Genomic DNA, 24,142 nt, shown 5'->3' with positions numbered 1-24,142 from the left:
GATTTTAAGTAAAAAAACCTCCATCGCAGGGGATAGAGGTTTATTTTTAGATCGGGATATTTAGATTTGCTTGGCTTCGCCTGCAGCTTCGGTTAAATGTTTGCGAATGGTGTTGAACGAAAAGTTCTTGCTGTCCATGCGCTTAGGTAGAATATAAGCACCTTGCTGACCTTTTACTTTGAAGTTCATCAAAATAAATTCAGGGGTGTTGTACCATTCATATACATCTTTCCAGCCGATTGCACCCACGCCTTCTTGAGCGCCCATTTGCTGACGCATTACGATTCCGTGTGGTTGTACGCCTAAACGAATCCCTTTAATTTCTTGAACAGGAAATTCATTCATTTTGCGTTTAACGTACCATTCCAAGCCGTATTTACGCACCAGCAGGTAGAGTGCCACACAGACAATGGCGACCCAGCAGAAAATAGTCGAATAATTTTTTAATAGCAGAATGCCTAAAATGGAAAGGGCGACTATCACCCCCATAATAATCCATGCTTTCATGCTAATTTTATTGGTACTGCGCCATATTACCAGTTGAGCGTGACGTTGTTCTTCTTCAGAAACTTCGTAGATTACAGGCTGTAGTGTGTAGGCGTATAAACTTTTCGCGGTCATAGTGAAACTAACAAATTTAAAACTATAAAAAGTTTAGCATTAATTGCTGTCATTCAGTGAGTATATTGTCGCAAAATCATGCTAAGGTCGATGAATTCATATTGTGCTAAGGCTGAGAAAGTAGGCATGGATCCTTTGCAGGATGATTTATAAAGACGCCAGTTCAGTTGCATCCTGATCATGTTCGTGGCTTAAACTTTGTTTTAATCGACTTAATTGCTGCAAGATACTCATCATCAAAGATAATTGCTGCAAAATAATCAATGATTTTTGATCTTGCTCATTGTTTTGACTTAAAAGCTGACGAATGGTTTGCAGCATATTATGTGCGCTCAAATCAGGCGTTTCATCGTTGAGTAAAGCACCTTGAATATCGTCCATCGCTTGATCGAGCAGTTCCAAGACTTCCTGATCTTCAATTTTGTCACGATGCGCACCCAGTGCAGCGATATAACTAATAAAGGTGTGACTCAAACACAAGAACTCAAAGGCCTGAGCTTTTTGATCAGGATCAAAATCAGGCTCGGTGGCGAGTGTTGAAATCAGTGATGCAACTTCTGCGTCGGCATTGTGAGCAGCGCGGCGCACCACACGATAATTCAAGCCGTTATTGCGTCCATTTTTATATTGTTCAATCACTTCTGCCAAATAGTCACATTGTGCGGTGAGTGAGCGACGAATCGTGCGTGATAGACGACGGAATTTCCAGTCGGGGAAGATAAAACTTACGCCAAACCATGCCAGCGCACAACCAATTAAGGTGTCGACCATACGTGGTACAGCTGCGGCAAAGCCCAAACCTTCTAGGTTAAAGTTCATCAGCGCCAAAATAGTCATAAAAGCAGTCGCTTGTGCATATTGTTTACTGCGTAATTCAAAGAACAACATGCCACTAATAATTAAAACCACCAATTGCCCTTCTACAGATGGCACAAAATATAAAATGGTGTAGCCGACCACAATCCCTGCCAGTGTCCCAATAATACGCAAACGTAAACGGCGTTTGGTGGTATTAAAGTTAGGCTGCATCACAAACAAGGCGGTCAGTAAAATCCAGTAGCCATATTGAATATTGGTGACTTGTACAAAAACATAGCCAATTAACAGTACAATCGACAAACGAATGGCATGGCGGAACAAGACAGATTCAGGGGTTAAATGCTGTTTGATACGGATGACAATATCATCCCAGCTTTTTAAGTCATCATCTATGAGTTGTTGTTCAATATGCTTGGATTTATCCAGTTTAATATTACGTTCGGTTTCAAGATTACGCAGTTGAGCGTCAATTGATTTTAGGTTTTGATATAAGGCAAACAGTGCATTAATCCAAACCTGGTCATATTGCTGCTCGCTGCGCAGCTTTTCTAAAGACTGTTTAAGATTTTCAAAAGCATGTTTAAAACGCTTGTTATGCACATAAGGTTTACGATGCAGAATACTTTCACTTAAATCTTTACAGGCTTTACCTTGAATAGACAAAATGCGCTGGAAGCGAAATAAAATATCGCTGTGCTGAAATATTTTCGCCAGTTTTTGATAATCAATATGTGCAGAGTCGGCACGTTCATGAATGTCTTGTGCGACAAAATAATACTGTAAGCTGCGTCGGGTATCTTTTTGCCCGCGGTCACCTTTTAAACGCGTCAGCAAAGCAGTTTTTAAGTCGTTAAAAATCGCAATTAATTTGCCATTTTCAAGTGATAAATCAATGATGCTTTGCTGATAACTAGATGCAGTCATATCCACATCGAATAGATTAGATTTGGCAAATAAAAAATCGCCCAGAGAAGAATAACTGAGCGAAAGTTTGTCTTGTAAAGCACGAACAGGGAACAGTAAAAAGCTGATGGTCGAAATTACGCCGTACCAGATTGCGCCCGAGACCAAAAGTAGCGGTTGCATGTACCAGTCATCAAATAGATTGACACCAAGCATGGCGTACACCGATACCACCAAACAGCCATAAGAAATGGTGGCATAACGCCGTCCGAGCGAACCGAGCAAAATTAAGACAATACACGACAGGATTAAGCCTGTGGCAAATAAAATAGGGTGCGGAAATAAAAACTGTATCGAAGTGGCGGTTACAAAGAACCCAATATAAGTATAGAGCTGATTAAGGATACGTACCGAAAAACGGTCATCTATATCACTCAAACCTGCGGCAACCACACCTAAAGTTAAAGGAATGGTGGCAACTTGCATTCCCATAAAATAGGGAACAAAAGCAGTTCCCGCAAATGCAATGAGCATGCGGATGTTATACATAAATGTGGTGTTATAGGTCGCTTGTTTGAGCTTAATCAGCCAAGGTTTCAACATCGTTCCTTTAAGTAAAATTTTTTTTCTAAACAGTGATTATGCTATGAAATGAAAGGTTGCGTACATTGTAACTGTAGATGAGTGTTTAGAGAATTTAATATGTGAAAATTCATCTTTAATCACTACAAATGATAGTATGAAGCGTGCAAGCTTCTCTATACATTTGTCATTCCACCTTAAAATATGAGCATATCGAAAACTTTACCAAGTTCAAATAGTACGCCACCATCTGCGCCAGAACCCAACATGCAGCAATATTCGACAGCCTGGATTTTGTTGTTGGCGTTACTGACCTCACTTGGGCCTTTGTCGATTGATATGTATTTGCCTGCCTTGCCAATAATGGCAAGCGAGTTTGGTGTATCGACCCAAATGGTCGCAAACAGTTTGCCTGCCTATTTTTTAGGTTTGGCGTTGGGGCAACTGATTTATGGGCCGCTGAGTGATCGGATTGGACGTAAGCCGCCTTTATATATTGGCTTGGTATTGTTTTCACTGGCCAGTATGTTGTGCGTGTTTGCACACAATGAATGGGGATTGATTGCTGCACGTATTTTGCAGGCGTTGGGCGGTTGTGTGGGCGTGGTGATTGCACGAGCAGCCATTCGTGATCGCTTGGATTTGCAAACGTCCGCTCAAGCTTTTTCGAGCATGATGATTGTGATGACCATTGCACCCATTATTGCACCAACGCTGGGTGCATGGGTGCTTAGATGGATGAATTGGGAAGCCATTTTTGTGGTGCTGACCTGTGTTGGAATTATTTGCTGTTTATGTGTACATTTCTTTTTTAAAGAAACTTTAGCCAAAGAACGCCGTTTAAAGTTGAGTTTTCAGCAAGTCCTGACCTTATATTTCGCAATTTTAAAAGATCGTGATTTTCGTTTTCCAATGTTAGCAGGGTGTCTGACAGGTGGGGCATTGTTTTGCTATATCAGCGGTTCAAGTGCGCTCATGATGGATCAATATGGCTTGACTGAAACGGCTTTTGCTTATGTGTTTGGTGCCAATGCCTTTGGCATTATGTTGTTTTCGACCCTAAATAAAAAAATCAGTGGAAAATTGGGCGTTTTGCAACGCTTAAAACTAGGCAGCTTCATTCAACTGAGTGGTACGGTCATTCTATTGCTTGCAGGTAGTTTGGGGTATGCACCTTTGGCATTGGTAATGATCGGCTTATTTCTTGCAGTGTCTGGGATTGGTTTTACAGGCCCGAATGCCATGGCGCTGGCAATGGCAAAACAAGGCGCACGAGCTGGAACAGCCAGTGCGATCATGGGCAGTGTGCAATTCTTTTGTGGCTTGATTGGTGGGGTATTACTTAACTTTTTAACAGGCAGTGCTTTGCTGAATATGGCGGTATTAATGCTGCTATTTATTGGGTCGGGGATGTTTGCCGTTTTTCATATTTTACAACCTCAATCAGATTGAGTTGGGGTCAATACTTTTTCAAATGGTGATTTTTTTCGAAAAAATCGGGCTTTTTAACAGAACTGAAATATATACAATAGTCTAATGGTGGTGTAAATACTTGAATAATCAACCTATTTAAGGTGTTGAATTTTATATGGTTTAATTGTTTGAATCTGTAATTATGATTAATTGTGATTTCTTATTCGGGAAAACTGATTTTAATAAACGTCATAACTTGATAGATTGAAGCCTGTAATAAATGACACAAATTGTAATATTTTAAATATTTGGGTGTCTTGGACTATTTGGCAAAAGTGTTTTGATTTTTAAGCCATTTTTATAATTCGATGTGAAATCGATAGATGACGAACAAAATCATCATGCACGGATGCAGCGTTGTTTTATTTTGGAGAGATAAATGAGTCAATTACTCAACGGTCAATTTATGATCAAAGGTTTAGCTATTGCCGTTACAACATTAATGGTAGGTACTGCACACGCAGCAAAAACTGAGCAACAACAAATTCAAGAACTTCGTCAAGAAGTTGAAGCGTTAAAATCGTTAATTCAGCAACAACAGCAAGTACAACAACAGCAGCAAACTCAAATTGCCCAAGTACAACAGGCGAAACCTGCTGCACCTGCAAGTGTATTAAGCAGCTTAAAGTCTAAATCTGGTGCAGACGTATCTATTTATGGTTCGATCCGTGGTGATGCGAACTATATTATTAAAGGTGCAGATAGTGACTTTAACTCGACGCATACTAGTAAAGATAATGTAAGCGATAAACTTGTAGCTACATCTAAAGTGACACGTTTAGGTTTAGACTTTAATACACCAGTGGGCGACAGCAAACTTGGTGGTAAAGTTGAAGTTGACTTTGCTGGCACATCTGACAACTTGCGTATCCGTCATGCGTACTTAACTTTAAATAACTGGTTATTTGGTCAAACCACATCAAACTTCTTGTCTAATCATGCACCAGAAATGATTGACTTTGCGACGAATATTGGTGGTGGTACAACACGTGTCCCGCAAGTACGTTATGGTTATAAGCTAGCACCTACAACTCAGTTATTCGTTTCTGCTGAAGAGGGGAATAGTTCAGGTGATAGCCTTACCTATCGTGTACCAAATTTGACAGCTAAAGTGGTACAAACTTACGCTGGAGGTAAAGGCTCTGCTTCTGCACGTGCATTGGTGGAACATTACAAATCAGAAGCAGCAAATGATGATAAAACTGGTTGGGGTGTTGCTGCAGGTACGAATTATCAAGTTGCAGAACCTTTAAAAGTATCTGCAGACGTATCTTATGTAAAAGGTAACAGCAATTACTTATATGGTAATAACTCTGCATTTGTTGTTGATAGTAATAGCATTGAGCAAAATGAAACGATTGGTGTACAAGTGGGTGCAACCTATCAGTTCTCTCCACAACTACGTTCAACTTTGGCGTATGGTGCTTTATTTGCAGATGATGGCACAGACTTTGCGCGTGCAGCAAATAAACCTGATAATAAACAGAATGAGAAAGTACAACAAGCGTGGATTAACTTTATCTATTCACCTGTAAAACCAGTGGATTTAGGTATTGAATATATTAATGGTGAGCGTAAAAACTTTCATGGTCAAAAATTCAGTGATGACCGCGTAGGCTTTATGGCGCGTTATAGCTTCTAAGTCGCTACTTTTGAGCAAAATCCAAAACAGAGCTTAATGTTAAGCTCTGTTTTTTTATGTTGAAAATTTATGTTATCAATTCAATAATTTAAATTTTATTCAGTTTTATAAAATGCTGTAACTTGCACTTATAGTTGAAAATAATCAATAAAATTTATAGAAATAATGCAGAAAATAGCAGCTTTTTGTCAAAAAAAATGCATAATGATCGACCTTTAATCTTGCTGTTTTTTATCAAGTGATTGAATATCTTTATCGCAAGGTATTTATCCACCTCAGATATTTTGGAGCTTATATGAGATTACCTCTCAGTCTTAAGCCGATTCAGTTGTTTGCACTCGAAGACACCCCGAAAGTGAAATTGCTGTCTTTTGTCTTTCTTTTCTTCTGTTCTAGGCAAACGCAGATGATAACGCTTGAGTGAAACCAAAGGATGGGTTGGCTGAGCAAAATGCATACCTCTTAAACTTCGGTCAAATACGATACTGTTTACATACTTTGTATTGCGGCATTTTTTAGTTGATTTAGAGTCATAATGATGCAAATACTTTGGTTTGCATAGACAGTTCTTGATCATATTAAAAATAATCTGCAATCACTATATGGATATTGCCATGGAATTTACTTTTAATGCGTTTTATACGCTGATTGCTGCGGTCATCGTCCTGCTCTTAGGGCGACTTTTAGTCAATAAAATTGATTTTTTAAAACGCTATAATATTCCTGAACCTGTTGCAGGTGGTTTGGTTGCCGCTATTGTTTCATTGTTGGTGAATCAATTTTGGGGTTATAGCATTACCACCAGTAGCGCATTGCAAACTAGCTTTATGCTTATTTTCTTCGCCTCGATTGGTTTAAGCGCGAACTTCACAAAATTGCGTCAGGGCGGAATCGGTTTAATTATTTTCTTGATTGCAATTTCCACATTTATTGTGTTGCAAAACATTGTCGGCATTAGTCTTGCAACATTGTTAGGTATTGATCCACTAATTGGTTTAATTGCAGGATCGATTACTTTAACTGGCGGTCATGGTACAGCAGGTGCGTGGGGTGAAATTTTAGAAACCCAATATGGTATTCAAGGTGCTTTGGCACTGGGCATGGCAAGTGCGACCTTTGGTTTAATTATTGGTGGTTTAATTGGTGGTCCACTGGCTAAAACTTTAATCAACCGTCATCAATTGGCAGTGCCACGTACTGAAGAACAAATTGAAAAACGTGACAATACGCCTGCAGATCAAGACTCTAATGAGTTTATTCCATTTGAATATCCGCATCAGGTTCGTTTAATTACAGCAGATAATGCAATTACCACTTTGGGTTTATTTGCCGCATGTTTGGCTTTTGCCGAATTTATGACAGGCGCTGCCAAAGGCACGATGTTTGAATTACCAACTTTCGTTTGGGCATTGGCGGGCGGTGTGATTCTGCGTAATGTTTTAGAAAGTATTTTTAAGGTCAATATTTTTGACCGTGCGATTGATGTGTTTGGGAATGCATCTTTATCGTTATATTTGGCGATGGCGTTGTTGTCACTCAAATTATGGCAATTGGCCGATTTGGCAGGCCCTTTAATGGTGATTTTAGGTGCGCAAGCACTCACAATGGCGTTATATGCAGCTTTTGTGACCTTCCGTCTTATGGGGAAAAACTACGATGCAGCCGTGTTGGCAGCAGGACACTGTGGTTTTGGCATGGGGGCAACGCCAACAGCAGTCGCCAATATGCAGGCCATTACCAATATGTATGGTCCATCTTATAAAGCGTTCTTGATTGTGCCGCTGTGTGGTGCATTCTTTGTCGATTTAATTAACGTTGCGGTGATTCAATCTATTCTAAAATTCTTTGGTGGCTAAGCTCCAAAGCATGAAGGATTGATTTAATCATCCACAAAAAATGTCAGTTCAATTGAACTGGCATTTTATTTGATCTATAGCATTTTTAATTTAAGCCATGAAATGCAAGAATGCTGTATAGACCAGAAAACTACCAATTAAACTGAGCCAAACAGGTAGTTTGGATTTTAATAATCCAATCACCAAAACAATAAACAGCAGATCAACAATACTCAAAATATAACGCTGTGCCATTTCGAGCACCATATACAGCAGCAATCCGACTACCGCTGCATTAATCCCTGTAACCGCATGACGAATATAGGCTTGCTGCATCAACCAAGACCAATAAGGCAAAGTCGAAAATACCAAAAAGAAAGATGGCAGAAAAACCGCCAACGTGGCTAAAGTCGCATTCAGCAGCATAGATTCTGTCATTGGAATCAAACTGCCCAAATATGTTGCAAAGCTGAACAGTGGGCCAGGCACCAATTGCGCCATGGCATAACCCAAATCGAACTGTTCTGCACTGACTAAGCCTGTGCTAACAAAATCTTGATGCAATAAAGGCAAAATGACATGCCCACCGCCAAAGACCAAAGATGCGGCTTGATAGAAACTTAAATTAGCTGCATAGAGTAAATGAGGTTGTAGCCAGTTTAGACCTGACAGCACAATAAAGGGTGCAACAAAAAGTACTGCCCAAAATACAGCATAACGACGATGTTTGAGTAAATGTGCCGCAGTAAAATGCGTATCTGTCGCCCGTGTATTGATGGATGATTGTGCAGCAGTTGGTGCTGCGCGTTTCGCCATCCAAATGCCAAAACAAGCTGCAATCAGAATCACTAAAACTTGATTGAAGCTCAAGGGCATCAGATAAATAAATAGGGCAGAAGCAAACATTAAGGCATATTGCCAAACCGTTTTACAAAAACTACGCAACATTTGCCAAAATGCCCAAGCCACCACGGCCAATACGATCAGTTGAATACTGTGAAAGCTATTTGACGACAGTACATCTAAATATTGATGTCCCAAAACTGCAACCAAAGCCATAAACAACGCTGAAGGTAGGGTGAAACCCAACCAAGCTAGGACTGCACCCCAATAGCCTTTTTGCAAATAACCAATCGCTAACCCCACCTGACTACTAGTTGGGCCAGGTAAGAGTTGTGCAAGTGCGACAATTTGTGAATACTGGGATTCATCTAGCCATTTGAGTTGTTGCACAAAACGCTGATGGAAAAACACCAAATGCGCTGCAGGCCCACCAAAAGACAGACAGCCTAATTGCAGAAAAATCCAGAATAATAAGGAATAAGAAGGTGTTGGCATATAATTTTAGACAGATTCGACTTGTGCGCCACTGTAGTCGCTAGACGTGACAGTTTAACGAATTACTACAAGGATCGGTTAAAATAATAGATAGACTATGGGCGCTCATGCAAGGTAAAAACAGAGAGCATAACTGTTGACGTTAAGAGGGTTGCTGTATCAAGTAGGCTGATCAACCTTGACACGATTGATGGTGAAATATCGACTGAAACCTATGGATTCAAGAAGGTCATTATGAAAATTGGGTATGTATCTCTTACAGCATTACTGATGGTGGGATGTCAGGTGGTGCCATCGCAGCAGCAATTTTCGACTCAAACTTTGCGTGAGTCGCAGCCCGTGGTTGAAGCAGAGTCGCGCCTGAATCAAATTGATTTTCGTCAGTTAAAACAACAAAAAAAACGTCCAGTTGTCGCCTTGGTTTTGGGCAGTGGTGGCGCACGTGGTTATGCACATATTGGGGTGATTGAAGTACTTGAGCAATACGGTATTCATCCTGATTTTATTGTGGGCAGCAGCGCAGGCAGCATTGTCGGTTCAATTTATGCCAGTGGTAAAAATGCACAGCAATTACGTGAAATTGCCATGAATATGAAAGCCAATGATGTGCGGGATGTGACTTTAGATTTAAAAGGCTTTTTTGATGGTAAAAAAGTTGAAAATTATGTCAATGCACAAGTCGATCAACTCCGTTTGGAGCAATTTAAAATCCCGATGTACGTGGTGGCGACTGAATTAAAAGAAGGCAAAAAAGTCGTATTTAATTATGGCAATACGGGGCAGGCAGTGCGTGCGTCAGTGTCTATCCCAAGTATGTTTGTACCTACTAAAATTGCAGAACATGAATATGTCGATGGTGGTTTAGTGAGCCCTGTACCTGTCAAGGTTGCACGCGATTTAGGGGCAGATATTGTGATTGCCGTGAATATTTTGGCGCAGCCTATTCATACTGAAACCAGTAATGTGTGGGGATTGTTTAACCAAAATATTAATATTATGCAAAAGCATTTGGCCAATGAAGAATTGAAACTGGCAGATGTGGTCATTCAACCCGATTTACGTGAAAAAGCCCATATTTTTGATGTAAAAGGGCGCGAAGCGACTATGCTGGCAGGTGCAGAAGCAACCGCAGCGCAATTAAATAAAATTGATCAGGTCTATCAACAGCATCATTATGCGCATGGACATAGAATTGTAGACTATAAAGTGAGTAATACTTTTGGGCTTTATGGACAGTTTAAATAGCTGTCCAGATCCTTCATTTAGGTCAATTCAATGAAATCAACAGATTTAACTTAAGTCTAATTAGGTGCTTGATAAAAATAACTTTAATGTTAGATTGCTTAGATTTATTCTTTGTAAGTATTTGATATTATAGTTTAAAAATAAAGATACCCTAAAGATATCTAAATACTGAGATGAGGTATTTAGACTTAAAATCAATTTTTTAGCGTGTTCTTTCGCACTGTTTCCATTTATTCTATGCAGCATTTACTGAATTAGTTTTTTAAGCAGTTTACCAATTGAACATGCTTGCAAGACGGCCTAACTTTTGTGCTTCAGGACTTTAAAACTTTATAAAAAATCGAGGGGATACTTCATGCACGGCTTTGAAATTGGACAGCAGGTGAAACTTGCTACTATGGAGCAAGTTATTTTTACAGTGACGATGATTAATCCAGATGGTTCTTATGTGATTGAAGCTGCACTGAGTACTGAACAAACTTTGACTTATAGCAATGTGTCGCAGGAAATGCTGCGCTTGGCTTAAATGTCGCAGCGAAGTTTGAAAATTTACGGGGAAATTGAACTTTTTTTGTGTAAATTCGCCGAAATTTGCTTGAATAATCCATTGAATAAAAGATTTTAGATTGTTTTTTGAACACTTGAATCAGGGGGATTCACGTAATATTCAATTTGAACAAATATTCTAAAAAATTAGAAATGGATTAAAAAATAACAGCTTGGGAGTCTTAGTGTTAGTCTTATAATTTTAAATAAATGTTATCATAAACAATATAAATAATAATGATGCAGTTGTTGCCGAAATGAACATTCAAACTTTTATAAACGCGATATAATAATAGGCTCATATCTTACTGTCTTTAAAAGAGTCTAGAGAACGCGATGTCACCATTAGATCAAATTGCCCCAGTGTTAGATGACCAGTCAGAATTAACCATGACCGTGTTAATGACACCCGACATGGCAAATTTCTCAGGGAATGTACATGGTGGAACAATTTTAAAACTATTAGACCAAGTGGCGTATGCATGTGCAAGCCGCTATTCGGGTAGTTATGTGGTGACCCTTTCGGTTGATAAAGTGAACTTTAAAGAGCCGATTCATGTGGGTGAATTGGTGACTTTCCTTGCTAGTGTGAACCATGTGGGTCGTACTTCAATGGAAATTGGGATTCGTGTAGAAGCACAAAATATTCAAAAGCGTACCGTGCGCCACACCAACAGCTGTTACTTCACTATGGTTGCAGTCGATGAAAATGGTAAACCTAAACAAATCCCTGCGTTGAAATTAGACAACGATTGGAAGCGTTGCCGTTTTGAAGCAGCAGAGCAGCGTAAAGTTGCACGTTTGCAAGAAAATCATCATCCATCTTGCAGTATTTATAAGAAAACTGAACAAATCTAAGTTTTCATCAAATTCAGCTGAAAACCTGTTTGCAATTGCATACAGGTTTTTTTGTGCCTATTTTTTAATTTTGTCCAAGGCAATATTGATTAGTTATGCAGATAAACAAAAACTGAGTAAACCGAGAGAGTGGCTTAAAACTCAGTTTTTGTATTTAATTTACATTTTAAAATGTATCGCTTTTTTTAAGGTTGTTGGGTCGATGCTGCTGGTGTTTCAGTGCTAGCTTCAGATGCAGGTTGTGCAGCAGCTTGTTCTGAAGCAGGTCCAGCCACAGTTTCCTGCGTTGAAACAATCACTTTTTCCTGTTCTTGAACTTTCGATTCAGCCTGTGCTGCAAAAGTGGTTGCAGTGGCAAAAGCAAAAGTTGAAGTGAGTAAAATTTGTGTCAATTTCATGGTTTGGCATCCTTATTTAAAGTTTTCACGAATGATCAAAATGTTCAGCAAAAGCATGAAATAAAAAAACTTAATGCGGCTAAAGTGTTCAAGTCAGTCATCACCTGATTTGAACGAGCTGAACAGGAACTCATCCTAATAGCCTTGGTGTAGGATCAATGCTTGCAACAAAGCAAAACAAAGATGGTTACTTGAATCGCACAATGATGATGAACAGGTTTAATTTTGGTAATTTTTGTTAAATAAAAGTAGCCAAATTTAGCGAAAATGACTGTATTTTATGCAAGAAAACTGCAGGGTTAGCAATAAAACATAACATCAAGCGACTAAAACTTGGTGAATCTGCTAAAACAAGTGGCAAATCATTACGCAATAAATGTAAGAAAATTTTTCAAGTCACGACATCAATGAATATCAACAATTGGATAAATTTGTGTGTGTTTAGATTCAGATTGATCTCATCGCTAAACTTGCTTAGCATGCTTGAGTTGTTTGAAACTCAATAAAGTGAGCTTATTTTGAAATTAATTGCACCACAAAAAGCAGTCCCGACGCATATTATTTCTGGTTTTCTCGGTGCAGGAAAAACCACATTATTGAAACAGTTACTCATCCAAAAACCTGAACATGAAGTCTGGGCGGTGCTGATGAATGAATTTGGACAAATCGGTGTCGATCAACAACTTTTACCTCAGCAACAAGGCTATCAGGTCAAAGAATTATTGGGCGGCTGCTTATGTTGTAGCAGTCAGTTGCCTATGCAAATTGCCTTGTCGCGTTTATTGTCTGAAGCGAAGCCTGACCGTTTATTCATTGAACCGACAGGTTTGGGGCATCCTGCGCAACTCGTGGAACAATTGACTGAACCACATTGGCATACCCATTTATCGATGCGTGCCTTGGTTACGGTGGTCGATGGTTCGCGTTTGCATGATCAGGCGTGGACGCAGCAAAACTTGTATGCCGATCAGCTCAAAGCTGCACAAATTATTGTGGTGTCACATGCAGATCAAATGCAGGTGGCAGATGAGCAGGCGCTGGTGCAGTTGCAACACGAATATCAAGCCTATGCGCAAAAATGGTTGAAAGCGGAACAGGGTAATCTGGCTTTGATTGAAATTGATACGCTGTATGTCGGCACACAGCGTAAAATTCAGCCTTTATTAAAATTACAAAAAACGCTGATTCCAGCTGCAAATACGTCTGAACCAGAAATTAAACAGTTGCCATATCATTATGTAGAAACTGCTCAGGGTTATTCGGTAGCGGGCTGGAAATTCCCTAAACGCTGGCAATTCGATTTTTATCCACTTCTAGATTTACTCTGTGAACAGCAAGATTGGCTGCGTATTAAAGGAATTTTTTATACCAATCAGGGTTGGAAAATTTTCAACTTCAATCCGCAGCAATTTAATTATCAATCTACCGATGAAGGCATAGACAATCGGTTGGAAATTATTTATCAAAGCGAGCGTGATTGGGAAAAATTTGAGGCTGAACTATTGGCGTATCGGGTCGATGCTGCTGCGGTTCTAGACTGAAATCTATACGTTATCGGGCAAACGATACAGCAAAATCACAGAAAATCCATTATGCTTAGTGGCAAATTTAAACATAGTTTTAGGAATAGACAATGGCGCTGAAAGCGACAATTTATAAGGCAGATTTGAACATTGCCAATATGGATGTGCATCAATACGGTGACTATCAGCTCACCATGGCATTGCATCCTTCTGAAACTATTGAGCGATTGATGGTGCGTATTTTGGCATTCGCACGTTATGCAGATGAAGCTTTGGAATTTACCAAAGATTTGTTTGAAACCGATGAGCCTGCTTTGTGGGAAAAAGACTTAACAGGGCAGTTAATTAAGTGGATTGAAGTCGGTTGCCCAGATGAAGACAAAGTCAAAAAAGCCAGTTCGCGTTGTAAGCAAGTTGCGATTATTGCATATGGTTCATCGGTAGATGAATGGTACAAACGTAACAGTAAAATCAAAACTTTAAATAATGCTGAAGTGTGGCAACTATCGCCAGCGAGTACCGAAGCCGTTCAAGCTTTATGCGAACGTACCATGCAATTGCAGTTGAATGTAATGGATGGCGAATGGGCATTGATTGGCGATCAGGCGCAGGCTCAGATTGAGTGGACACAGTTGCAATAACACTTGCACGAGCTGGAAATTATCTTAAACATCGAAGTGTAAATATTTGGAGATGAACATGAGTGCAGAATTAGAAATTATTGATTTGGTGGTGGGTGAGGGGAAAGAAGCGGTTAAAGGCGCTTTAATTACTACGCATTACACAGGCTGGTTGGAAGATGGCACCAAGTTTGATTCATCCTTAGACCGTGGTAACTATTTTGAAACCGTGATTGGTACAGGTCGTGTCATTAAAGGCTGGGATCAAGGCATCATGGGGATGAAAGTGGGTGGTAAACGCAAACTGATCGTACCTGCGCATTTGGCTTATGGTGAGCGCAAAATGGGCAATATCATTCCTGCTAATTCTAATTTGATTTTTGAAATTGAATTGTATGATGTGAAAACACGCGATCAATAAACACTTTTTAATTTAGCCATACAGCTAGAACTTAAGTCATTCATCCGATGTCAGTAGGGTCTAACATGAATGACTTAATTTTTTACTTTAAATTTAGCGCAAGAACGATTAGATTAAAAAACAAGCACAATAGGGTTTTTGCATTTTTGAATTTCACTCGGATGTGGCACAAGTGTGCATTATTATTCTTGATTTTACTGTGTAGTGTACTCACCCCACCGTGTGTGTTGGCACAGTATGAGTCTGCACCTGAATCTTACTATCTACATCAACAACTGCTCAATTCTGTTCAATTTACTGAAGATCAATCGAGTATTTTGACTGGGCGATGGTTGTTTTATCCGCAACAATTGATTCAAGAACCCAGTGCGGTACTGGCATCGAATACCGTTGAATTGCCTGCTTCATTTGAAGATTTAATGGGCAATGCCAATACTTACGGCACTTTTATTGGGCACTTTCAAATTCCAAAAGAATTTCTAGGCAGACGTATTGCGATTTGGATTCCCAACCAATATGGCGCCTATCGGGTATTTTTAAATGGCGATCCACTGGTGCGTGTTGGCACAGTCGGTGCAGATGCGAGTAGTCACCAAACCGAAAAAGCCCCACGAATTGCATATTTTGTTCCTGAAAGTGAATATTTTACCCTGACCATTCAAGCGTCTAGCTTTCAGAGCTTGCAAGGTGGTTTAAAAAATCCAATGAAAATTGGTTTAAGTCGCACCATCAATCAACAGTATCAGCGTTTGATGATGAGTATTGCCATGATTTGTGGGGCAGTACTTGGTATTGGTTTGTTTACCTTGATGTTTTCGGCATTTAGTCTTGCAAATGGTGGAAAGATCAAGCGTATTTTTATTTTCGGCATTTTTATTGTTTTTCTGGCATTACACAATTTATTTTCTGCACCCTATGCCTATACCACTTTCCTGAATTTAAGTTGGTCTTGGGGAATAAGACTCGAATATTTATTTAGTTTTTTAGCGATTTTATTTTTCCTGAGTTATATGTTTTTGCTCAGTTCGCGCTATTTGCATCGTTGGGTATATAGCGCGGCAATGCTGTTATTGAGCTTTAATATTGGGGTGACGCTGTGGGCAGAACCCACTATTTTTCAGCAGTTGGCATTTTATAGTTCTTTTTTCTTTGTGCTGGTTTTGGCAAATTTTGCCTATGGGTTTTATCAAACTCTGCGTTCAGGAGAGCATTATTCCAAAATCAATTTTTGGGCAGTAATTATTCTGTGTGGCACATTTATTCATGATTTTTTATTAATGCTGAATCTGGTCAATTCCATTCATTTATCATTTATTTCGACCAGTATTTATGCATTGCTCATTATGTTTCAGCAGGCACGAAATTATGCCTACCATAACTTGCGCATTGAACGCTTGAACCAAAAGCTGATTCATTTAAACAACTCGTTAGATTTAAAAGTGCAGGAACGCACTGAACAACTCAGTCTTTTGAATGAAAAACTGGAAATACAGATTAATACTGATGCATTAACGGAGGCGTATAACCGCCGTGCATTAAATGAAGAAATTCAGCGTTTGTATTTTGAAACCTTGCAAAATAAGCGACATATTTTGGTTTTTGCGATGCTCGATGTCGATTATTTTAAAAAATACAATGATCATTATGGGCACTTAAAAGGTGATCAAATTCTGCAAAACTTAGTTAAGGTTTTACAAAACACTTTGCCTAAAAATGCGTTTGTGGCACGTTATGGTGGCGAAGAGTTTGCCATTTTACTGCACGATATTCCACACCCTGCAATTGCACCACTCATGCAAAAAGTCTTGCAGGCTGTGCGTGATGCAGCTTTTGAGCATGTGGCACGAGAAGACCATAAACAATATGTGACTTTAAGTATGGGTGTAGCATGGATGACTCGAGAGCAAGCATATACGCACGTGGATGATTTTATGAAAGCCGCAGATGCGCATTTATATCAAGCCAAACAGGCAGGACGTGATCAGGTGGTCATTCAGACTTAATCTGTTGTAGCGACTCTACATGAGTTAAAGATAACTTTGAATTTTTTTTTGAAGTTGTGCGACAGAAACATTGCCCGATAGTCATTCAACAATTCGCTCATCTTTAAAAATTAAGGTGGTGAGTAAACCAAAGACTTGATAACGCAAAGTCAAAATTGAAGATTGATTAACGTTCACTTTGCCAAACTTTACCGAAGCATCAAAAAGTTGGGCGAGCTGCTCAAAAAATGGGGCATTTTTAACACAAGACGTACACCACGTCGCATAAAAACGAATCACCGCAACGCCTGTTTCATATTCAAATTCACGGTAATTATTTTCGTTGTGTTCTACAATTTCTGACATCAAACACGCTTTAATCATAAATGAAAATTGAATCACGCATGAAAACAACACGGTACGAGAATTATACCTAAGTTGATCTGGGTTTTAATGCTTTGCTGTTATATGTTCAAATAGTAAAAATTCATCTCCATTTCAAACAATCAGGGATTTGCCATGACACAAAACACAATGCAGCAGATTATTATTACAGAACCAGGTGGACCAGAAAAATTAGCCTATGAAACGGTTGCAATACCTGAACCACAAGCCAATGAGGTTTTGGTCAAAGTACATGCTTTTGGTTTGAATCGTCCTGATATTTTACAGCGTCAGGGTCTGTATCCTATGCCTAAAGGTGTGACGCCAGTGCCAGGCTTAGAAGTAGCAGGTGAAGTGGTTGCTGTGGGTGCAGATGTCAGCCAATTTAAAGTTGGTGATGCTGTGTGCGGCTTAACCAATGGTGGTGGTTATGCAGAATATTGTGTTGTACCTGAAAGCCAGACTTTGACGATTCCAACAGGTGTCAGCTTTGTGCAAGCCGCAGCGATACCTGAAACATTTTTTACTGTGTGGGCCAACGTGTTCCAAATGGGCAAAGCCAAAGCGGGCGAAACGGCATTAATTCATGGTGGCACCAGTGGCATTGGTACAACTGCTTTAATGCTGTGTAATGCCTTAGGTTTAAAAACTTTTGCAACTGTAGGTTCAGATGAAAAAGTAAAAGCAATTTCACATCTCACCACAGCCATTAATTACAAAACACAAGATTTTGAACAAGTGATTAACGCAGCGACAGACAATGCTGGGGTCGATATCATTTTAGATATTGTTGGTGCACCGTATTTGGAACGTAATTTAAATTTATTACGCCGTGATGGTCGCTTGGTGTATATCGCATTTTTAGGGGGTGCAAAAGCCAAAGAGGTGAAACTTGGTCAAATCATGATGAAGCGTCTTACTATTACAGGTTCGACCATGCGCGCCCGCAATACTGCAGAAAAAGCTGAAATTGCCAAAGGGTTGCAAGAGATCGTTTGGCCATTGTTAGCAAAAGGTGAATGTCTGCCTATGATTTATAAAACCTTTAAGTTTGATCAAATTCAACAGGCACATGCCGAAATGGATACAGGCGAGCACGTGGGTAAAGTAGTGGTGGAAGTGATTTAAAGACTCCAAATTTAAAATCAACATGCAAAAAAAACTGACTGAGTGTCAGTTTTTTTATGCGTATTTTATAGAGAATTTAAAAAAAATTTTGAATCAGTTTTAGCAATTATTTGGCTTTGTTGCATAAATATGTAAGCATCAGATTTAAATAAATTTAATTTTGGATAAGAAATAATCAAAACATTTAAAATCATATAGTTATGAAATCTTTGTGCAACAAAGCCGATCAAAACTGAAAGATAGATTTTAAACTGCTGCACTGTAATAGGTACAGCACAGCAGGGTGTGAACAATTGCTTCGGAATGTGTCGAGCTTTTAGCTAAATTATGCGAAAATAGCGTTTTGCTATTTTTGTCCAAGGACAGTACATGATTGACCAATCTCCTGAATCATTAAGTGATATCGAAATACTCGACATTTTGCAGTCTATGAAAAGCGATGAGTTAGACACAGAGGCAAAAGAAATTATCCGTAATGGTGGGAAAGCAGGTCGTCAGGAAGCGCATAAAGCAGCGTTGGTGGCATTGAATCAGTCATTCGAAAGCAAATTCGTAGAAGCGGTAAGTTTGGCTTTGCAGTTAAACGAAGCGCAAATGAAAAAAATCCGTTATAAAAAAGACCGTGTACGTATTTTAAAAGCACGTGGAATTGATTATTTAGCCATCGATGGTGCAGAAACCGCGCAAGTATTGGCTCAGGTTGCACAAGCAATTATGCGTGAAGATGCTGTGGTGACGCATGATTTGCACAATATTTTTCCTTTCTGGAAGGAGGGTTGGCCGATGGTGCAATTCGACAATGTCTATAAAATTTTAGCTGAAGATATTGCGATACACTATCAAGCGGTATTAGATGAATTGATCAGTAAATATTAAATAAATACTCAGCTGAATTTTAGATGTATCAGTTAAGATTTGAAAAAAGCACCGCTTATTTTGATGTAGTGCTTTTTTGTAAATGCTAGAAAATGTGGATACAGATCAAGTCCATACGAATAGAGTGAATCTCACTATCCATCTGCTTCAGTGTTGTTTTGTATTTCCGGTGTTTCTACAATTCGTGTCACTAAAAGTTGGTCAATTTTAAAATGATCGACATCGACTACTTCAAATTTATAACCATCAAAATGTACAGAATCGGCAGGACGCGGGATTTTACGTAGCTTATACATCATAAAACCTGCAATGGTTTCATAATTTTCATCATCTGGCATTTCATCAATTTGCAGCGCGTGTTTAATGTCTTCAATTGGCGTACTGCCATCAATTAACCAAGAATGGTTATCACGTTTAATGATTTGCTGATCTTCTTCAATAGGTGTTACCCAATCGCCCATCACAGTAATCATAATGTCAGACAGGGTAATTACGCCTACAACCAATGCATATTCATTAATCACTACGGCAAATTTTTCTTTGGTCGAGCGGAAACGATCTAACACTTCAGACAGCGTGAGTGTATCTGGAATGGTTAATACATTACGGATGGTGCTTTCATTCAGTTGTAGTAAAGATTGATTATTCAGGATTCTGACCAAAATATCTTTGGCATCAACATAGCCGATTACATCATCAATATTTTCACTACAGACTAAAAATTTCGAATAAGGATATTCTGCAAGCTTTTGACGAATACTGGCTTCTGATTCCTTTAGAGTAAAAAACACCACATTTTCACGTGTGGTCATACTCGAAGGTACGTTACGTTCTTCAAGTTCAAACACATTTTCGATAAAGTGATGTTCCTGCTTTTGTAAAACACCTGCTTGAGCACCTGCATCCATGACTGCAGAGATATCATCAAACGTAATATTGTCTTCGCGCGTGGTATTGACTTTAAATAAGCGGAACAACACATTGGCAATCGCATTAATCATCCATGCCAAAGGCTTGCATACCCGAATAAAAATTTGAATCGGGTTGATCACCGATATTGCAATTTTTTCAGGGGCAATCATTGCCAAACGCTTAGGCATCAGGTCAGCAAATAAAATAAATAGGGAAGTCACTAAGGTAAATGACAAGGCAAAACTAAGCGTTTCAGCCCATGGCCCTTGATAAAAGCGTACTACAAGATTGTAGAAATAAGGACGAAAAGCACCTTCACCTAAAATACCACCTAAAATGGCAACTGCATTTAAGCCAATTTGGGAGGCAGCAAAAAAGTCAGCTGAATTTTCTTGCAGGTCTAAAACTTTTTGAGCACGTTCATCGCCTGATTCGGCTAGAATTTTCAGTTTAACTTTACGTGCACCAGCCAATGCAATTTCAGTGAGCGATAAAAAACCAGCTCCGACAATGAGGATGAAGATAATAACAATATTTTGGAAGAGGCTCACGAATCCACCTGTGGATTATATTATTTTAAATATAACAATTTGAATCTTTATTCAACCATGATTAAACAAGGAGGAATATCAAAATATTCCTCATCTGAGTATAAGCTTTTGTGCCAATAAGTTCAGTGAATTTTTAATTAATAGGCTGAAAATTGAGAGTTATTCAGTAAAAACTCACGGTTTTCTTCTTCAATCATTTGGCGCGCTACATATAAAATTAATTGGCGTAACCAACGGTGTGCAGGGTGATGATGTAACAACGGACACCATGCCATCTTTAATTCAAATTCTGGAATATAAAATGGCGGGTCTTTAATCAGTAAATTCTGGCTTTTGGCCTGTAAAAGCGCAATACGGGTAGGCAAGGTTGCGACTAAATCCACATTAGATGCGAGTAGTGCAGGCATTTGATAATGACGGGTAAATACCGAAATTTTACGTTTTTGTCCAATACGCTCTAAAGCTTGATCAATCCAGCCGAGACCTGCTTGTTTTTCAGGATTCACACCAAAACCAACGCCCATACCTGTTTTAGAAACCCAAATATGTTGTGCATCTAAGTAGCTTTTTAAATTGAGGTTATTGGCAGCAGGGTGTTTATGATTGAGCAGGCAAGAGAAACTATCACGCCAAACTAAAACTTGATGGAAACTTTGAGGAATTTCATTAAAACGGTTAATCGCTAAATCGACTTTACCTTGCTCCATGTCACGGTAAGACACATCACTTGGTGTTAAAAAGTCCAATACCACATTGGGTGCTTCAGAGCGTAAAGCTTTAACCAAGCGTGGTACTAATGTGGCTTCTGCGTAATCGGAAGTCATAATCCGAAATACCCGATTTGAAGTATAAGGACGGAACTCAGTACGAGGTTCCAAAATCATAGAAAGGTCAGATAAAGCATCACGGATACGCGGTTGTAACTCAAGAGCGCGTTCAGTTGGCGTCATGCCTTCAGAAGAACGAATCAGCAGGGGATCATTAAATAGATTGCGCAAACGACGTAAAATGTTACTCATTGCAGGTTGGGTAACACCCAATTGTTCTGCAGCACGGGTTACATTTTTTTCACGAAGTAAGACGTCAAGATAAATTAATAGATTAAGATCAACCCGCTCCAGATTCATAAAATAAATACCGAAAATAAAATCACTAAATTATAGGGATTATGCCATAAGCCGTAAGGCTTGTGTATAAATGATGATGAAAAAATCGACGAGATGAACAGCAAAAAAATCTGAAAAACAGTCAACCCAGCATTGTTTTCAAAAAAAATGAAGGGTGCTAGAAATTCATTTATATTTTAATTTTAAATGCAAAAACACTTAAAAGCATTGGCTGAACTGATAGCAGATAACATGTTGTCTGAAACTTATGCGGTTACTTTGAGCTGAAAAGCATCAAAACTTTGCAATAAAATGGCAGATATTGCTAATGCATGTATTTTTTTTATGAAAGGCAAGACTTAAGTCTAATGCAGAAAATATTGGCACAAAATAGAATTTGTAAGCAAAGATATTTGATAAAATTTCTAAGTAATACATTAAAAAACAGTGAATTATATTTCTGTTGTATTTTCGGATTAAGACTTTGATCTATACATTTTTTAAAAAAATACCGAGAATTACACTAGAATATTGGATTAATTCATTCAGTCACTCTACTCTGTATCCATCGTAACGAAGTGCTCTAAATCTGAGCAATCAAACATAAGCGCGATTTAGCCTTCGATTGATAAATCCTAAATAATATTACAGGGTACAATATCATGACTACATACCAAACAGCGATTGATGCAATCCGCGAATTAAAAGCAAAATTCGGCAACACTTGGGCAGACATCAGTCCTGAAGATGCTGCGCGTATGCAAATGCAAAACCGTTTCAAAACTGGTTTAGACATTGCTAAATATACAGCTGCGATTATGCGTCGTGATATGGCTGCTTATGATGCAGACTCTAGCAAATACACTCAATCACTAGGCTGCTGGCACGGTTTTATCGCTCAGCAAAAAATGATTGCGAACAAAAAATACTTCGGTACAACTGAGCGTCGCTATATCTACCTTTCTGGTTGGATGGTTGCTGCACTTCGTTCAGAATTCGGTCCACTTCCTGACCAATCTATGCACGAAAAAACTTCTGTTCCTGCATTGATCGAAGAAATCTACACATTCTTACGTCAAGCTGACGCAAAAGAATTAAACGATTTGTTCCGTGCACTTAAAAAAGCACAAGACGCTGGTGACACTGCTAAAGCTGCTGAAATCACTGCACAAATCGACAACTTTGAAACTCACGTTGTGCCAATTATTGCGGACATCGACGCTGGTTTCGGTAACGAAGAAGCAACTTACTTATTAGCTAAGAAAATGATCGAAGCGGGTGCATGTGCACTTCAAATCGAAAACCAAGTTTCTGACGCGAAACAATGTGGTCACCAAGCTGGTAAAGTAACTGTTCCACACGAAGACTTCATCGCTAAAATCCACGCGTTACGTTATGCGTTCTTAGAAATGGGTCTTGACGACGGTATCATCGTTGCACGTACTGACTCTGAAGGTGCTGACTTAACTCAAAAAATCCCAGTAGTTAAAGAGCCAGGCGACATCGCTTCTCAATACATCAGCTACTTAGACACTCAAGAAATTGACATCTCTGAAGCGAAAGAAGACGAAATCCTAATCAAACGTGATGGTAAATTACACCGTCCTAAGCGTTTAGCTTCTGGCTTGTACCAGTTCCGCGAAGGCACTCAAATTGACCGCGTTGTACTTGACTGTGTGACTAGCTTACAAAACGGTGCTGACCTTCTTTGGATCGAAACTGCGACTCCAAACGTAGCTGAAATCGCTCACATGGTTAACCGTGTTAAAGAAGTTGTTCCAAATGCGAAACTTGTTTATAACAACTCTCCATCGTTCAACTGGACTTTAAACTTCCGTCAACAAGCTTACGACCGTTGGGTTGCTGAAGGTAAAGACGTTTCTGCATACGACCGTACTAAGTTAATGAGCGCTGAGTACGACAACACTGAATTAGCTGCTGAAGCTGACGAAAAAGTACGTACATTCCAAGCAGACGCTTCTCGTGAAGCAGGTGTGTTCCACCACTTGATCACACTTCCGACTTACCACACTGCTGCGCTTTCTACTCATGAGCTTGCAGAAGGTTACTTCGGTTCTGAAGGTATGTTGGCTTATGTTGCTGGCGTACAACGTAAAGAAATCCGTGGTGGTATCGCTTGCGTTAAACACCAAGCAATGGCTGGTTCTGACATCGGTGACGATCACAAAGAAATCTTCTCTGGTGATAACGCGCTTAAAGCAGCGGACGAAGCTAAAAACACAATGAACCAATTCAACGCGTAATCGCTTGATGGTTTAAAAGAAAACCCTGCATCTGCAGGGTTTTTTTATGGCGATAAAAATAATCAAAGAATGTTGAAACACTTTTAAGAAACATCTTTAAAGAGATGTTTCTTTA

General features: G+C 39.2%; 20 protein-coding genes. 13 read left to right on the top strand and 7 right to left on the bottom strand.

What is annotated here, in order from left to right:
* Positions 1-60: 60 nt before the first annotated feature.
* Positions 61-621 carry a YcxB family protein gene (locus tag K1T76_RS09220; protein WP_019837484.1) on the bottom strand — a complete coding sequence of 187 codons (561 nt, stop codon included), beginning with the start codon at positions 619-621 and terminating at the stop codon, positions 61-63.
* A gap of 147 nt (positions 622-768) precedes the next feature.
* Entirely contained in the window at positions 769-2,943 is a 2,175-nt protein-coding gene (gene yccS / locus K1T76_RS09215; protein WP_230245646.1) for a YccS family putative transporter, read from the bottom strand.
* Between the two features lie 249 nt (positions 2,944-3,192).
* Between yccS and K1T76_RS09210 the strand changes: the two genes are divergently transcribed.
* From K1T76_RS09210 to gltS, 3 genes are all read left to right on the top strand, one after another.
* Positions 3,193-4,377, top strand: coding sequence for a multidrug effflux MFS transporter (locus K1T76_RS09210; RefSeq protein ID WP_230245645.1), 1,185 nt, complete (start codon positions 3,193-3,195; stop codon positions 4,375-4,377).
* Between the two features lie 400 nt (positions 4,378-4,777).
* Entirely contained in the window at positions 4,778-6,040 is a 1,263-nt protein-coding gene (locus tag K1T76_RS09205) for a DcaP family trimeric outer membrane transporter (RefSeq protein WP_230245190.1), read from the top strand.
* A gap of 614 nt (positions 6,041-6,654) precedes the next feature.
* Positions 6,655-7,896, top strand: coding sequence for a sodium/glutamate symporter (gltS, locus tag K1T76_RS09200; protein WP_230245189.1), 1,242 nt, complete (start codon positions 6,655-6,657; stop codon positions 7,894-7,896).
* 90 nt (positions 7,897-7,986) lie between these two features.
* Here the strand turns inward: gltS and chrA are convergent, their stop codons facing one another.
* The gene (gene chrA / locus K1T76_RS09195; protein ID WP_230245188.1) at positions 7,987-9,213 is read right to left on the bottom strand and encodes a chromate efflux transporter; all 1,227 of its coding nucleotides are present in this window, start codon (positions 9,211-9,213) and stop codon (positions 7,987-7,989) included.
* 270 nt (positions 9,214-9,483) lie between these two features.
* On the opposite strand from chrA, the gene K1T76_RS09190 reads away from it, so the two are divergent.
* The 3 genes from K1T76_RS09190 (at position 9,484) to K1T76_RS09180 (ending at position 11,862) form a co-directional block, all read left to right on the top strand.
* Complete coding sequence (locus tag K1T76_RS09190) at positions 9,484-10,458, top strand: patatin-like phospholipase family protein (RefSeq protein ID WP_162164697.1); 975 nt, start codon at positions 9,484-9,486, stop codon at positions 10,456-10,458.
* Positions 10,459-10,813: 355 nt separating this feature from the next.
* Positions 10,814-10,984: a hypothetical protein gene (locus tag K1T76_RS09185; RefSeq protein ID WP_165492551.1), complete on the top strand. Its 171-nt coding sequence runs from the start codon at positions 10,814-10,816 to the stop codon at positions 10,982-10,984.
* Positions 10,985-11,340: 356 nt separating this feature from the next.
* Positions 11,341-11,862, top strand: coding sequence for an acyl-CoA thioesterase (locus tag K1T76_RS09180; protein ID WP_230245187.1), 522 nt, complete (start codon positions 11,341-11,343; stop codon positions 11,860-11,862).
* Between the two features lie 185 nt (positions 11,863-12,047).
* On the opposite strand, the gene K1T76_RS09175 is transcribed toward K1T76_RS09180, so the two are convergent.
* Complete coding sequence (locus tag K1T76_RS09175) at positions 12,048-12,260, bottom strand: hypothetical protein (protein WP_070152569.1); 213 nt, start codon at positions 12,258-12,260, stop codon at positions 12,048-12,050.
* 518 nt (positions 12,261-12,778) lie between these two features.
* On the opposite strand from K1T76_RS09175, the gene K1T76_RS09170 reads away from it, so the two are divergent.
* From K1T76_RS09170 to K1T76_RS09155, 4 genes are all read left to right on the top strand, one after another.
* Positions 12,779-13,801, top strand: coding sequence for a CobW family GTP-binding protein (locus K1T76_RS09170; protein WP_230245186.1), 1,023 nt, complete (start codon positions 12,779-12,781; stop codon positions 13,799-13,801).
* A gap of 92 nt (positions 13,802-13,893) precedes the next feature.
* Positions 13,894-14,424: a YaeQ family protein gene (locus tag K1T76_RS09165; RefSeq protein WP_230245185.1), complete on the top strand. Its 531-nt coding sequence runs from the start codon at positions 13,894-13,896 to the stop codon at positions 14,422-14,424.
* A 58-nt stretch (positions 14,425-14,482) separates the two neighbouring features.
* Positions 14,483-14,824, top strand: coding sequence for an FKBP-type peptidyl-prolyl cis-trans isomerase (locus K1T76_RS09160; RefSeq protein WP_004977304.1), 342 nt, complete (start codon positions 14,483-14,485; stop codon positions 14,822-14,824).
* Positions 14,825-14,985: 161 nt separating this feature from the next.
* Entirely contained in the window at positions 14,986-16,827 is a 1,842-nt protein-coding gene (locus K1T76_RS09155; protein ID WP_442780677.1) for a diguanylate cyclase domain-containing protein, read from the top strand.
* A gap of 81 nt (positions 16,828-16,908) precedes the next feature.
* Here K1T76_RS09155 and K1T76_RS09150 read toward each other — a convergent pair whose 3' ends face one another.
* Positions 16,909-17,172 (bottom strand): thioredoxin family protein, encoded by a 264-nt coding sequence (locus tag K1T76_RS09150; RefSeq protein WP_230245183.1) that lies wholly within the window; start codon positions 17,170-17,172, stop codon positions 16,909-16,911.
* Positions 17,173-17,325: 153 nt separating this feature from the next.
* On the opposite strand from K1T76_RS09150, the gene K1T76_RS09145 reads away from it, so the two are divergent.
* Positions 17,326-18,318: an NAD(P)H-quinone oxidoreductase gene (locus K1T76_RS09145; RefSeq protein WP_230245182.1), complete on the top strand. Its 993-nt coding sequence runs from the start codon at positions 17,326-17,328 to the stop codon at positions 18,316-18,318.
* A 369-nt stretch (positions 18,319-18,687) separates the two neighbouring features.
* Positions 18,688-19,194 carry a hypothetical protein gene (locus tag K1T76_RS09140; protein WP_230245181.1) on the top strand — a complete coding sequence of 169 codons (507 nt, stop codon included), beginning with the start codon at positions 18,688-18,690 and terminating at the stop codon, positions 19,192-19,194.
* Between the two features lie 134 nt (positions 19,195-19,328).
* Here the strand turns inward: K1T76_RS09140 and K1T76_RS09135 are convergent, their stop codons facing one another.
* Entirely contained in the window at positions 19,329-20,657 is a 1,329-nt protein-coding gene (locus K1T76_RS09135) for a hemolysin family protein (protein ID WP_230245180.1), read from the bottom strand.
* Between the two features lie 137 nt (positions 20,658-20,794).
* Positions 20,795-21,784, bottom strand: coding sequence for a LysR family transcriptional regulator (locus K1T76_RS09130; protein WP_019837830.1), 990 nt, complete (start codon positions 21,782-21,784; stop codon positions 20,795-20,797).
* Positions 21,785-22,425: 641 nt separating this feature from the next.
* Here K1T76_RS09130 and K1T76_RS09125 point away from each other — a divergent pair.
* Positions 22,426-24,027 (top strand): isocitrate lyase, encoded by a 1,602-nt coding sequence (locus K1T76_RS09125; RefSeq protein WP_230245179.1) that lies wholly within the window; start codon positions 22,426-22,428, stop codon positions 24,025-24,027.
* The last annotated feature ends 115 nt before the right edge of the window (positions 24,028-24,142 follow it).

Source organism: Acinetobacter sp. PW68 (assembly GCF_020982655.1).
Lineage (GTDB): Bacteria > Pseudomonadota > Gammaproteobacteria > Pseudomonadales > Moraxellaceae > Acinetobacter > Acinetobacter towneri_A.
This window is presented reverse-complemented; position numbering and strand designations above follow the sequence as displayed.